Consider the following 14,433-nt stretch of genomic DNA (forward strand, 5'->3'; position numbering starts at 1 on the left):
GATGATTACAACCTAGTTTCAGTGTATTTATAGGAACAATTAATTTTTTAAATAACAAGGTAATGAGAAAGACTATAATAGTTTCTTTTATAACTTTTTTCTTTTCTATCGGTTCTAGTGTAGCTCAAGATAGTGTGAAATTGAATGATAAAAAGGCAACTAAACCAACCAAGGCATTATACCAGCAATTACATGAGGTGTCAAATAAAAATCAAACCATTTTTGGACATCAAGATGACTTGGCTTACGGTTATCATTGGTGGGGTGACAATTCAGATGTAAAGCAAGTAGCAGGTGATTACCCAGGCCTTTACGGTTGGGATATTGGAGAAATCGGAAACGAGAAAAACTTAGACGGTATTCCTTTTGCCGACATCAAAAGATACATTAAAGAAGCACATGGCAGAGGCGGTATCACGACTTTAAGCTGGCACATGGTCAATCTCAAAACAAAGACAAGTGCTTGGGATAAAACAAGCGTGGTACATGAGATGTTGAAAGGCGGGAAATATCATGAAGAGTTCATCCAAAAGCTAGATTTAGTAGCTGACTTTTTAAATGATCTTGAAGTAGATGGAGAGAAAATACCAGTGCTATTCAGACCTTGGCACGAACACAACGGATCATGGTTCTGGTGGGGCGGAAAAAATGTTTCCAAAGAAGATTACATCAAGTTATGGCAGTTTACGGTGAAGTATTTAAGAGACAAGAAGAAAATTCACCATGTCGTTTATGTGTATTCTACAGACTCTTTTGAAACGGAAGAAATGTATTTAGATCGTTATCCTGGAGATGAATATGTAGATATTTTAGGATTTGATGATTACGGTGCTTTCAGAAAAAATGCGGATGATGCGAGAGAAAAATGGATCATCAACGAGCTGGAAATCATCGCAAAATTAGCAGATCAAAAAGGAAAAGTTTGTGCTTTTACAGAAACAGGAATTGAAGCCATGGTAGATGATCACTTTTTCACAAAGAAACTTTTACCAATGCTAAACCATAATGAATGGACTAGAAAAGCAGCATATGTAATGGTTTGGAGAAACGCTAACTACGAAAAGGAACAAAGAGATCATTTCTACGCACCTTATAAAGGGCACTCTTCAGCACCTGACTTTAAGAAGTTTACGGAAGATGAAAGCATTCTTTTAGAGTCAGACTTGAATAATAAGAAATCAAAATAACCGGTAGGGGGGATTATGCAATTAGAAACTATTGATTTAGTAATCATCGGGCTGTACTTATTGTCTACAGTCGTGATTGGAATTTACCTGAAGAAACAGGCTTCCAAAAATATGGAGTCTTATTTCTTGGGAGGAAATTCATTACCGTGGTACTTACTCGGTTTATCCAATGCGTCAGGAATGTTTGACATTTCAGGAACAATGTGGATGGTGTACTTGTGCTTTGTCTACGGGATGAAAAGTGTCTGGATTCCATGGTTATGGCCAGCATTCAACCAAATTTTTATGATGATTTACTTATCGATTTGGTTACGTAGGTCCAATGTATTGACAGGAGCAGAATGGATCAGAACCCGTTTTGGTGATGGTCCTGGAGGAAAACTTTCGCATATGGTAGTCGTGTTCTTTGCATTACTAAGCTGTTTAGGATTTCTATCTTACGGATTTATTGGAATAGGTAAGTTCATCGAAATTTTCATTCCATGGTCGTATGTCGGTCAATTTATTCCATTGGACTTAACGGCAGAGCAGGTGCCTTATGCTTACGGTATTTTATTCACAACAATCGCCACTTTTTATGTAGTAATGGGCGGAATGTTGTCGATCGTATGGACTGACGTTTTGCAGTTTGGAATCATGACGGTTTCAGCAATTGTGATTGCAGGCATTGCGATGTATCAAGTCAACTCAGATACACTAATTGGAATGGTGCCCGAAGGCTGGAATTCTCCTTTCTTCAATTTTGATTTACAAATGGATTGGTCAGCGTATATACCATCCGTAAACAGCAAAATAGAAAGTGATGGATTCTCACCTTTCTCCATCTTCTTTATGATGATGTTGTTCAAAGGATTCTTTGCTTCAATGGCAGGGCCAGCACCCAATTTTGATATGCAGAAAGTGCTATCGACTAAATCACCAAAAGACGCAGCTAAAATGAGTGGTTTTGTTTCCGCAGTAATGTTCTTGCCAAGATATTTGATGATTGGTGGATTCACGATTTTGGCAGTAGTTTATTTCAGCGGTGATATCAATCAGGCAGGTAGTGGTTTTGATTTTGAAAACATCTTACCAATGGCTATTAAAGAGTTTGTGCCATCTGGCTTAATGGGATTATTATTGGCCGGTTTATTAGCCGCATTTATGTCTACTTTTGCTTCGACAGTCAACGCTGCACCAGCTTACTTGGTCAATGATATTTACCTTAGATATATTAATCCAAATGCAAGTAGTAAACTACAAATGAGAGCGAGTTATATTATCTCTGCAGCCGTAGTGATTATTAGTACTATCATTGGTTTATATGTTGAAAATATCAACTCGGTATTACAATGGATCGTATCCGCATTATACGGTGGATATATCGCAGCCAACTTCTTAAAATGGCACTGGTGGAGATTCAATGGTCATGGTTTCTTCTGGGGAATGGCAGCAGGTATTGCCGCTTCAATGATCTTCCCGATTGTGTTTAAAGAAACCTTGGAGCTTTATTACTTCCCTGTACTTTTTGCAGTATCATTAATCGGTTCAGTAGCCGGTACATTATTGACAAAACCTACAGAAGAGGAAACGTTAATCAACTTCTATAAGTCGGTAAAACCTTGGGGATACTGGGGGCCAATCAAAGAAAAGGTGATTGCTAAAGATCCAAATTTCCAAGTCAATAAGGATTTCAAAAAAGATATGTTCAATGTAGTCACTGGTATCGTTTGGCAGTCAATGCTAACATTACTTCCACTTTATATCGTCATCAAGGAAGAAATGGGAATTTTGTCAACGGCTGCCATCTTGATCATCACCACATTGATCTTGAAGAAAAACTGGTACGATAAGCTTCCAGAAGATCATCAAGAAGTACCTGAATCTATTGAAGATAAAGAATTCGCAGAAGCGAATTAGGTATTACCTCATAAGCCCATGACTTCAGTCATGGGTTGAAAATCCATGTTTCAAGTGTTAAGCGACAGCGTCACTTGGAACAGATTATAGGCGAAGTCTCCTGACTTCGAAATACATATTGGTTTGTTGGTTCGAAGTCGGGAGACTTCGCCAAAGACTAATCACAAGTGACGCCTAACGGCTTAACACTTGCGATATGAAAGAATTAGGTGAACTACAAACTGGCAACGTAGACCCATGACTGAAGTCATGGGCTGGAAATATCTACTCCATCAACACTGAAGTGTTGACTACGTTGCCAAACTTCAAGACTTCAGTCTTGAATGTTTGGTTTATCACTTGCCCATAGTTTTAACTATGGTGCACGTACCAACAATTAAATGATTAAAAAAAAGAAATAAAGAAAATAATACAATGAATTTTAGAGAGCAAGTAATCGGATTGATTGAAAAACAGGAAGCATTATTAAGCCAAGAAAATAAACCAACAGCAGCTTATAATGGCATTTTTACAAAATATGAAAATCCAATTTTAACGGCAACTCATACACCAATTGCATGGAGATTTGATTTAAATGAAGAAACAAATCCTTTCCTTCAAGAGCGTATCGGTATGAATGCTACTTTTAATGCCGGAGCCATTCGTTTTAATGGCAAATATGTATTGATGGTAAGAGTAGAAGGTGTGGATAGAAAGTCATTTTTTGCAGTAGCAGAAAGCGATAATGGTATTGACAACTTCCGTTTTTGGGATAAGCCTGTATTAATGCCGGAAACAGAGGAGCCTGATACAAACGTATATGACATGCGTCTAACACAACATGAAGACGGTTGGATCTACGGTATTTTCTGTACAGAAAGAAAAGATCCTAATGCGCCAGCAAATGATACTTCTTCAGCTGTAGCGGCGGCAGGAATTGTTCGTACCAAAGATTTAGTGAATTTCGAACGCCTTCCTGATTTGATTTCTTATTCAGGTCAACAAAGAAACGTGGTATTGCACCCAGAATTTGTAGACGGAAAATATGCTTTATATACAAGACCACAAGACGGGTTTATCGATACAGGTTCTGGCGGAGGAATCGCTTGGGGATTGACGGACTCAATGGAGAAAGCAGAAGTGAAAGAGGAGAGAGTGATCGAGCCAAAAATTTACCATACGATCAAAGAGGTGAAAAACGGTCAAGGTCCAGCACCAATCAAAACTTCTGAGGGTTGGTTGCACTTAGCTCACGGTGTAAGAAATACAGCGGCAGGTCTCCGTTATGTATTGTATATGTTCATGACTTCACTAGAAGATCCAACAAAAGTAACACATCGTCCAGCAGGTCATTTCATTGCTCCACTAGGTGACGAAAGAGTAGGTGACGTTTCTAACGTAGCTTTTGCCAATGGATGGATTGCCGATGAAAACGGTGAAGTGAAAATTTACTATGCATCATCAGATACAAGAATGCACGTAGCGACATCAACAATTGATCAATTGGTAGATTACTGCAAAAACACACCAGAAGACGGTTACCGTTCAGTAACATCAGTTCAAACTATCCATGATATGGTAGACAGAAATGAGAAGGTGTTGGATGAGGTAAAAGGTATGATGGAAGAAGTAAGAGGATAGGTTGTTTTACCAATTTTGGATATCCTGAAAGGACGTTGCATTGCGACGTCCTCGGGAACCAAAAGACATCAAATAAAAGGTTTATAGTATAGTTTAGAATTAAGAGAGTGAGAAAGGGGGAAATTTATTTTCCTCTCACTTCTCTTTAAAATAAGGCAACTCCCATGAATATAGAGGCATTCAAAATATCACTAGAAAAAGAACTAAAAGAAGGAATACTTAACTATTGGTTGGAAAACACAAAAGACCTTAATCACGGTGGATTCTTCGGGCAGATCTCTTACGACAATCAAGTCAATGAAAAAGCGGATAAGGGATCAATTATGCACGCTAGAATCTTATGGACTTTTGCTTCTGCTTATAACCAAAGTAAAGAAAAGCATTACTTAGAGATGTGTGACTACGCTTATGATTATATCATCAAGCATTTTATCGACCATAAAAATGGTGGTGTTTATTGGATGTTGGACTACTTAGGAAATAAAGTGGATGGGAAAAAGCAGGTTTATGCCATAGCATTTATGATTTATGCCTTTTCAGAATATGCCTTGGCAAAAGATTCAAAGGAGGCGTTAGAATTAGCGTTAACGTTATTTGATTCTATTGAAAAACATGCTTTTGATCACGAATTAAACGGATATTTTGAAGCCTTTTCTGAGGAATGGGAATTGATGGAAGACCTCAGGTTGAGCGATAAAGACAAAAATGAGAAAAAGACGAATAATACTCATCTGCATATTTTGGAAGCCTATACAACTTTGTATAGCGCTTCTAAAAGTGCTAAAGTCGGTCAACAATTACGAAACTTGATTATCATCTTTTTAGATAAAATCTTAGACCAAGATACTTATCACTTCAAGCTGTTTTTTGATGAAAATTGGCAACTGAAATCCGATGAAATCAGCTACGGTCATGATATAGAAGGAGCATGGTTGATGCAGGAAGCGGCAGTTGCTTTAGGGGATGAAGCATTATTGGAAAAAGTAAAAGCAGTAGCTGTAAAAATTGCGGATGTAACTTTAGCTGAAGGTATTGCCGATGATGGAGCGATTGTCAATGAAGGAGATCCTTCGGGCATTACAGATACAGACAGACATTGGTGGCCACAAGTGGAGGCGATGGTAGGCTTTATCAATGCTTATGAAAATACGCAGGACGAAAAATACCTCAAAGTAGCACATGGACTATGGCAGTACACTCAAGAGCACATCATCAATAAGGAACATGGTGAATGGTGGTGGAGAGTGGATGAGAACAACATTCCAAACCTAGAGGAAGATAAAGTAGGCCCTTGGAAAGCACCTTATCATAATGGTAGAGCGTGTATTGAGGGGGTGAAACGATTTGAGAAAATAACTCCTCAAATACCCACGACTTAAGTCGTGGGCTTTTGAGAAGCTATTAAAATCAAGATATTATCGCTTAACACTTGAAACAGTGGAAATCTATAAACGCATAGAAAAGAAATGAAAAAACGAAATATATTATTACTGTTCCTCTTCCTTGTTGGAGCTTCATGCGTGAAGCAAACCAAGGAACAAGGGAATTCCACATTAAATGATTTTGTGACTATCCAAAATGGGGCTTTGGTGTTGAACGAAAGTCCCTACTATTTCATGGGTGCCAACTATTGGTACGGCATGAACATAGGAATGGAAAAGGAAGGTAACCGTCAACGTTTGATCAACGAATTAGATCAAATGAAAGCGATGGGAATTACGAATCTTAGAATTTTAGCTTCATCAGAAGGAGACGAAAATCAATCATTCCAAGTGCATCCTACCATGCAAAGTGCCCCTGGAAAATACAATGAAGAAGTATTTGAAGGACTTGACTTTCTTCTTACTGAAATGAAAAAAAGAGAGATGAAAGCGGTGATGGTATTAAACAATTTCTGGACATGGTCGGGAGGAATGCCACAATACCTTCAATGGGCCGGAAAGGGCGAAGTTCCATACCCTCAGATATCAAAAGAGTGGGAGAAATTTACCGATTTTACTACTCAATTTTATACCAATGAGGAGGCCAACCAAATGTTTGAAGCCCATTTGAAAGTTTTGATTGGTAGGACTAACAGCATTTCAGGTGTACCCTATAAAGAAGATCCCACAATCATGTCTTGGCAGTTGAGTAACGAGCCAAGAGGATATAAGAAAGTGAATGAATATAGACAATGGATCAGCAGAACAGCGAAATATATTAAAGCCTTAGATACAAACCATTTAGTTTCCTTGGGATCTGAAGGAGATTCTCCAGGACCTAATGCGGGGATTAATCTTTTGGGAGATAATGACATCAAAGAAATCGATTATTTGACCGTTCATATTTGGGCTCAGAACTGGCGTTGGTACAATCCTGATGAGCCAGAAAAAACGATTGAGGATACAAAGATGAAAGTCAAAAAATACCTTGATAAACATATCAAAGATGCACAAAGATTAGGGAAACCGGCCATCTTAGAGGAGTTTGGTATTGCAAGAGATAATAATGATTATTCTCCAGAGGCGACTACAGTTTGGAGAGACAAATATTATCAATATGTGTTTGATTTGGTGTATCAATATGCCGAGAAAAAAGCACCAATTTATGGAATGAACTTTTGGGCTTATTCAGGTGAAGGAAGACCTGCTCGACCGAAAGAATATTGGAAAAAAGGAGATGATTTTATCGGTGACCCTCCACATGAACCTCAAGGTTGGTACGGAGTGTATGACAAAGATGTAAGTACTCAAGCAGTGATCAAAGAGTACGCGAAGAAAATGAATGGATTGACCACAGTTCAAGTAGCTGAAACACTACAGTAATGATGAATAGAAGAATAATTAGCGTACTTACGGTTTATCTTTTTGCAGTAACTTCTTTTGTTTTTGCTCAAGAAAATAGACCTCCAAATGTAATCTTAATTTTGACTGATGATCAAGGTTGGGGCGATTTCTCACATACAGGAAACGAGTATTTATCTACACCTCAGTTTGATCAAATGGCGAGTGAAAGTGCAGTTTTGAATCGCTTTTATGTCAGTCCCGTTTGTGCTCCAACACGTGCGAGTGTATTGACAGGAAGGTATCATCTCAGAACCGGCGTTTCATTTGTGACAAGAGGCAGAGAAAACATGAGGTCGGAGGAAGTGACGATTGCAGAAGCTTTCAAAACGGCAGGATATATGACGGGTTGTTTTGGCAAATGGCACAATGGAGCACATTACCCAGAAAATCCACAAGGGCAGGGCTTTGATACTTTCCTTGGTTTTACATCAGGGCATTGGAGTAACTACTTTGATACGGAATTGGAATACAATGGTGAAATGATTCCAACAGAAGGATACATCACAGATGTTTTGACGGATGCGACATTAGATTTTATCGAGAAAAATAAAGACAAACCTTTCTTCGCTTTTGTCCCTTTCAATGCTCCCCACACTCCCTATCAGGTGCCAGACAAATACTACGATATGTACAAGGACATTGATTTTGGCTATGGTGAAAAGCAAAATAAAAAGATCGCTACCATCTACGGAATGTGTAAAAATGTAGATGATAATCTAGGCAGAATTCGTCAATACCTTAAAGAAAGTGATCTAGAAGAAAATACCATTCTATTGTTCTTAACAGACAACGGCCCTCAAGGTGAACGTTACAATGGACCTTGGAGAGGTGGTAAAGCTTCCATCCATGAAGGTGGTTCGTTGGTACCTTGTACTATTCAGTGGAAAGGAAAAATCCCAACGGATAAAAAACAAGCCTTAACCGCTCATATCGATTTGATGCCAACACTTTTAGGATTGACAGGTATCGAAAAACCAAAAGCAGTGGAGTTTGATGGTGTGGATTTGAGTGATTATTTATTGGAAAATAAAACACCTGCATCAAGAAAGTTGTACACTCATATGACGGGCTTTGAAATCACCGCTGACAGAGGAGCTGTAAGAGAAGGTGATTTTAGATATACGAAGGAATATGATGAAACGGGTTTATATAATCTAAAAGATGATCCATCACAAAAGCACGATTTACAATCGCAACTACCAGAGAAAGCTAAGGAAATGAAAGAGGCTTTTGAGGCATGGTATACTGATGTGACTTCTGCAGGATTTTCTGACTTAAGAATCCCGATGGGATATAAAGAAAGCCCTAGAGTAGTTTTAGCCGTTCATGAAAGCTCAGGTGAGGGAGACTTAAAATTTAAGGCCAATAAAAATGGATGGGCGCATGATTGGTATTTAATCAATGGTGATGCAACGATCCAATGGCCTATCGAGGTACAAACAACTTCTACCTTCAAACTGTCATTAAAATATGCAGGAGAAGCAGTAAAAGGAGATATTATTGAAATCAAGTTTGGGGATCAAGTAATCAAGAAAAAGATCAAAAAGAACTTTATCCCAACGGCTCTTCCTACTCCCGATAGAGTCATGAGAGAACAAGAAGCGAAGGAACAAACTTGGGGAATGTTGGACTTAGGAAAAGTGCAACTCCAAAAAGGTGAAGCTTCTACTTGTATTCTAAAGGTCTACAAAAAAGGGAAGGGAGTTTTAGAAGTAAAAGAGATTATCACAAGGTTAGAAAAGACTTTATAAATAAATTTTACCAAAATCACTTGTAAAATGTAGTATAGAATGAAACTCCTAATTCACTAATCTTATCCTTGCACTACATCTACGGTGGCATTGAATGGAAAAGCGTTAAGAATTTTATGTAATAAGCCGTTTAAAAATCTTCCCTTGTTTGAGCGAAGCGAGTTTTGAAGATTTTAGGCTTATGGAATAAAATTTAGCTTTTGCATTCACAGCCTAGATTTTTTTGCTTCGTTTTTTCATCAATGGAAAAAATGAAGAAGGCAATAGGTTGGAAGGATAAAGAAGGGGTTATGCGACATTTTATTTTGAAATTGGTATTACCTATAAATTGAAGAAATCATGTATAAATATTTAATTTTTCTTTTAATCGGAATCACAAGCTGTTTACCAGTAGAATCATCAGATGCTGACAAGGGAAAACAGAAGAATGAAGTTATTGTGGATGCGGTTACTCGCCCTGAATACAATACTTCAAAAGGCTTTTTTATCAAAGACGGAAAGCTATATGATGCCAATGGAGTAGAGTTTATTCCAAGAGGCGTCAATAACAGCCACTTTTGGTTTGATAACAGAGATCGAAATTGGGCTTTGGGTGCATTAAGTGCAATCGCTGATCATCATTCCAATTCGGTAAGGTTAGTTTGGCAAACGAACTACGATCGTAAGAAATGGAATAATGTTGCGGAGAAAAAGCAATTAAAAACCATGATCAAAACTTGTTTGAATAACGGTATGATTCCTATGCTTGAGCTACATGATGCGACAGGCAATGAAGAGGCAGAGAAATTATTGTCATTGGCAAAGTTCTATATCAGACCTGAAATCAAAAAAGTGTTGATGGAATTTGAAGAGACATTGATAATCAATATCGCAAACGAATGGAGTGGAAAAAAGGAGGTTTACAGAGATGCTTATAAAGAAGCGATTGAGATCATGAGAGAAGCTGGATTAAACCATACGATTGTAATTGATGGAAACGGATGGGGACAAAATATAGATTCCATCTTTGAATATGGTCAAGAGATTTTGGATTCAGATCCTCAAAAAAACATCCTCTTTTCAGTGCACATGTACGAAATGTATAAGGAAAAGAAAATCATTACTGAGCGACTTGAAAAAGCGTCCAACATGAAATTACCATTGATCGTTGGTGAGTTTGGTTTTCAGCATGGCGAAGACGAAGAAAAGAAGCCTTACCCAATTCCTTTCAAACATATTTTATCTGAATGCGAACGTTTAGGGATCGGTTGGTATGCTTGGTCATGGAAAGGAAATTCAAAAGGAGTGGAATACTTAGACCTCTCTAAAGATTGGGAAGGAAAGCAATTATCGGAATGGGGAGATGCCATTGTCAATGATAAAAACGGACTTCGAAATACTTCAAAAAAGGCATCGGTGATGCAATAGAAATGTTTCGTGCACCATAGTTAAAACTATGGGCAAGTGATACACAACCTTATCAAGACTAAAGTCTTGAAGGTTGAAAACGAAAGCAACACTTTAGTGTTGGTGGAGTTTGTATCACCTGCCCATGACTTCAGTCATGGTGCACAAACTATATAAATAACTAGCACACATTTAAATATTGAAATGAAATACATATTAACAACACTTACATTACTATTTTTTACTTTTCACTCATTTGCACTAGAAAAAGAGTTTCATCATATCTCAGAATTATCAGGGCTAACCAACAAAGTGGTCAAAAATATTTACAGAGATAAGAAAGGCTTTTTGTGGCTCGGAACACAAAATGGCTTACACCGTTATGACGGGTACCAAATGAAAGTCTATCGTTCCAAATCAGATCACAATAATACCCTATCAAGCAATGACATTAACGTGATTTTTGAAGACGATCAAGAACATTTGTGGGTGGGGACAACAACGAACCTACACCGACTGAATGATGATGGAGAATCTTTTACAAGAGTCTTTTCAAAATCACCTTTAAACAATTCTAACTTTTCATTTGAAATCACATCTATTCTTCAAACCAAAGAAGGGCAAATTTGGGTAGGCACCAAAAGAGCAGGTCTGTTTGAATTGGATCGAAATGGCAACATCATTCAAAACATTTTAGGTTCAGAAGAAAACCCTTATTTGGGAACTATTACTGCATTAGTTAAAGATCACGATGGCAATCTTTGGATTGGGCATGATGACCTTCAATTGACCGTTTATAACAAAAAAGCAAACACATTCTCTAATGTTTACCTTGATAAAGAGGCTTCATTTTATGCAGGTAACAAGGCGAGTAATATCACAACATTAGCTTTGACTGAGAATAAAAAAATACTAGCAGGAACACTACATAACGGTTTGTTTTTGATCGACCCTAACAACAAAAAAGTCAATTATTTACTTCAGACCAACAAGGCTTTAAAACATCCAAGTGTAAAAGACATTGTGATTGATCATTTCCAAAATATTTGGGTGGCAACTTCTGACGGATTACACCTATTATCCTCTTTCAATTACCAAGTGATTAGTGTGTTTAGAAATAGTGATTTGAAAGAAACGAGCATCGCTTCCAATGGATTATTATCGTTGCATTATGATCAGCAAAATATTTTGTGGTGTGGATTTTATGGAGAAGGGGTCGATTATTTAGAACCGAATTATAAAAAGTTCAGAACCTTCAGAAGGGAGGTAATGAACTACAATAGTTTAAATCACGAAACGGTGCAATCTATCTTGGAAGATAGCAAGGGCAACATTTGGTTTGGAACAAGAGAGGGGAGTATTTCGAAATTGAATCAGAAAACAAACCGCTATGAACACTTCAAACCTGAAGATGGAAACCCTCATAAACTACAAAAGCGATCAGTTTTAGCTATCTCAGAAGATCATAAAGGTACAATCTGGATTGGATCCTACTTAGGTGGATTATCAAAATTGAACCCCAAAACAAAGACTGTAAAAACCTACAAAAACAACCCATTGGATAGTGAAAGTCTTCCTCATGATGATGTGCGATTTATTTTTGAAGACAGCAAAAAACAACTTTGGGTGGCCACAAATGGAGGTGGGTTAGCATTATTCGATAGAGAAAACGAGACGTTTCGTACTTTTACTAGAGAAAATACAAAAGGTAATAATCCATTGGCGAGTAATTGGGTGCTCAATGTTTTTGAAGACTCAAGAGGTTGGCTTTGGGTAGGAACTTATGGTGGGCTTTCAATTTATTACCCTGAGCAAAATAGCTGGGTAAGTTTTGTCAATCGAAAAAAAGATAAAAACTCATTAGCACATAACTGGATTTATTCCATCACCGAAAGTAGAGATGGGTCGATGTGGATTGGTTCTGCAGGAGGTTTAAATAAAATAGCAAAAGATAAATTGAAACATCCGATCACCAACTATTACGATGGTTTGATGAAGAGATATTCCGAAAAAGAAGGACTCGTGAGTAATGCGGTTCATGGTCTATTGGAAGATGAAAGTAATAACCTTTGGATCAGTTCTAATACCGGAATTTCGAAGTTTAATATTCAAGAAGAGACTTTCAAACACTTCACAAAAGAGGACGGTTTACAAGGAAATCAGTTTAATCCTATGGCCTATTGCAAAACGCGAGCGGGAGAATTGATCTTTGGGGGAACCAATGGAGCCAATGCCTTTTTTCCAAAAGAGATCAGAACCAACCTCTATAAGCCTAATGTGATTTTGACCAACTTTTCAATTTTTAACCGAGAAGTTCTCCCTGATTCAAGTGGCACAATCTTGAAAAAGAGCATCACCAATACTTCTGAAATTCTATTGGACTATTTTCAAAATGTCATCACTTTTAGTTTTGTGTCTTTGAACATGATCAACCCTGAAAAAAATGAATATGCTTATATCATGGAAGGTTTTGATAAAGATTGGAACTATGTAGGCAAAAAAAGGGAGGCTATCTATACCAACTTGGACCCTGGACAATATATTTTTAGGGTGAAAGGAACGAACAATGATGGCCTTTGGAATGAGAAAGGCCAAGAAGTCTTATTGATTATCCAACCTCCATTTTGGCAAACGTGGTGGTTTAGATTCCTCGTTTTGGTGATTCTTTTAATGACAATTGTTGTGGGATATCGATGGAAAGTACGCTCTTATAAAAGAGAACAACAAGCATTGGAAAAGATAGTGCAAGATCGAACGCATGAGTTGGCTGAAAAGAACAATGACCTTATTGAGATCAACAATGAAGTACACCAACAAGCTGAAAAGTTGGAAAAGCAGAGAGATGATTTGACAATGACCAATAAGGACTTGAAAGATAAGAATGATAAGATTTCAAATCTTGTAGACCAATTACAAAAGGCCAATGGAGAAATCGTATCAAAAAATAGACACATAACAGATTCTATCCGTTATGCCCAAACCATGCAAGAGGCAATTTTACCCATAAAAGAGTCGTATGATTTTTTCTTTCAAAATCACTTTATTATTTTCAAACCTAAGGATATTGTTTCAGGAGATTTTTATTGGGTCAGTACAAAAGACGATCAAAATAGACTTTTTGTAGCAGTGGTGGATTGTACAGGTCATGGTGTGCCGGGTGCATTTATGTCTATGATTGGCGTTTCTTTACTCAATAAAATTGTCAATGAATATAACATTGAAACTCCATCAGAAATCCTTCAATATTTAGATGAGGGAATTCGAAAGGCTTTGAAGCAAGAGCAATCCAAGAATACAGATGGAATGGACTTGAGCATTGTCAGAATTGATAAAAATGAAAAGAATGAATTATGTTTTGCATCAGCTAAAGGATCTATGTTTTTGTATAACACCTCTGATCAGAACTTGAAAAGGGTGATAGGAGATAAGAAATCGATTGGTGGAAAACAGAGGAAACAAAAGAAAGAATTTACGGATCAGTATTTTCAACTTCAAAAAGGAGATCGATTTTATATGTTGACCGATGGCTATATTGATCAATGTGATATCGACAGGAAAAAATTTGGAACGGTAAAATTTGAGAAGATTCTTTCACAAACGTCCATGATGTCTTTTGATAAACAGTACAAGTTGTTATTGGACGTATTAAGAATACATCAAGGAAAAGAAGAACAACGGGATGATATAACTATTTTGGGTTTTGAATTGTAAGTACTAGGAAAAAGGTTATGGAACTTTTTTAGGTAAGAGAAATGATTTCCCTAA

Annotated in this window: 8 protein-coding genes; all 8 read left to right on the forward strand. The window is 37.4% G+C overall.

What is annotated here, in order from left to right; all coding sequences use genetic code 11:
- Positions 1-62: 62 nt before the first annotated feature.
- The 8 genes from IC221_RS22690 (at position 63) to IC221_RS22725 (ending at position 14,379) form a co-directional block, all read left to right on the forward strand.
- Positions 63-1,187 (forward strand): glycoside hydrolase family 26 protein, encoded by a 1,125-nt coding sequence (locus IC221_RS22690; RefSeq protein ID WP_188171137.1) that lies wholly within the window; start codon positions 63-65, stop codon positions 1,185-1,187.
- A 15-nt stretch (positions 1,188-1,202) separates the two neighbouring features.
- On the forward strand, positions 1,203-3,086 hold the full coding sequence (locus IC221_RS22695) for a sodium:solute symporter family protein (protein ID WP_188171138.1): 1,884 nt from the start codon (positions 1,203-1,205) through the stop codon (positions 3,084-3,086).
- 414 nt (positions 3,087-3,500) lie between these two features.
- Positions 3,501-4,706, forward strand: a complete 1,206-nt coding sequence (locus IC221_RS22700) for a glycosidase (protein WP_188171139.1) — start codon at positions 3,501-3,503, stop codon at positions 4,704-4,706.
- 164 nt (positions 4,707-4,870) lie between these two features.
- Entirely contained in the window at positions 4,871-6,085 is a 1,215-nt protein-coding gene (locus tag IC221_RS22705; protein WP_188171140.1) for an AGE family epimerase/isomerase, read from the forward strand.
- Between the two features lie 87 nt (positions 6,086-6,172).
- Complete coding sequence (locus IC221_RS22710; RefSeq protein ID WP_188171141.1) at positions 6,173-7,510, forward strand: cellulase family glycosylhydrolase; 1,338 nt, start codon at positions 6,173-6,175, stop codon at positions 7,508-7,510.
- A complete protein-coding gene (locus tag IC221_RS22715) occupies positions 7,510-9,282 on the forward strand; it encodes an arylsulfatase (protein WP_188171142.1) in 1,773 nt (590 codons plus the stop codon). Before IC221_RS22710 ends, IC221_RS22715 begins: the two co-directional genes overlap by 1 nt.
- A 339-nt stretch (positions 9,283-9,621) precedes the next feature.
- The gene (locus IC221_RS22720) at positions 9,622-10,689 is read left to right on the forward strand and encodes a cellulase family glycosylhydrolase (RefSeq protein ID WP_188171143.1); all 1,068 of its coding nucleotides are present in this window, start codon (positions 9,622-9,624) and stop codon (positions 10,687-10,689) included.
- Between the two features lie 183 nt (positions 10,690-10,872).
- Complete coding sequence (locus tag IC221_RS22725; protein ID WP_188171144.1) at positions 10,873-14,379, forward strand: two-component regulator propeller domain-containing protein; 3,507 nt, start codon at positions 10,873-10,875, stop codon at positions 14,377-14,379.
- The last annotated feature ends 54 nt before the right edge of the window (positions 14,380-14,433 follow it).

This window comes from Flammeovirga sp. EKP202 (assembly GCF_014534745.1).
In the GTDB taxonomy this organism is placed as follows: Bacteria; Bacteroidota; Bacteroidia; order Cytophagales; family Flammeovirgaceae; genus Flammeovirga.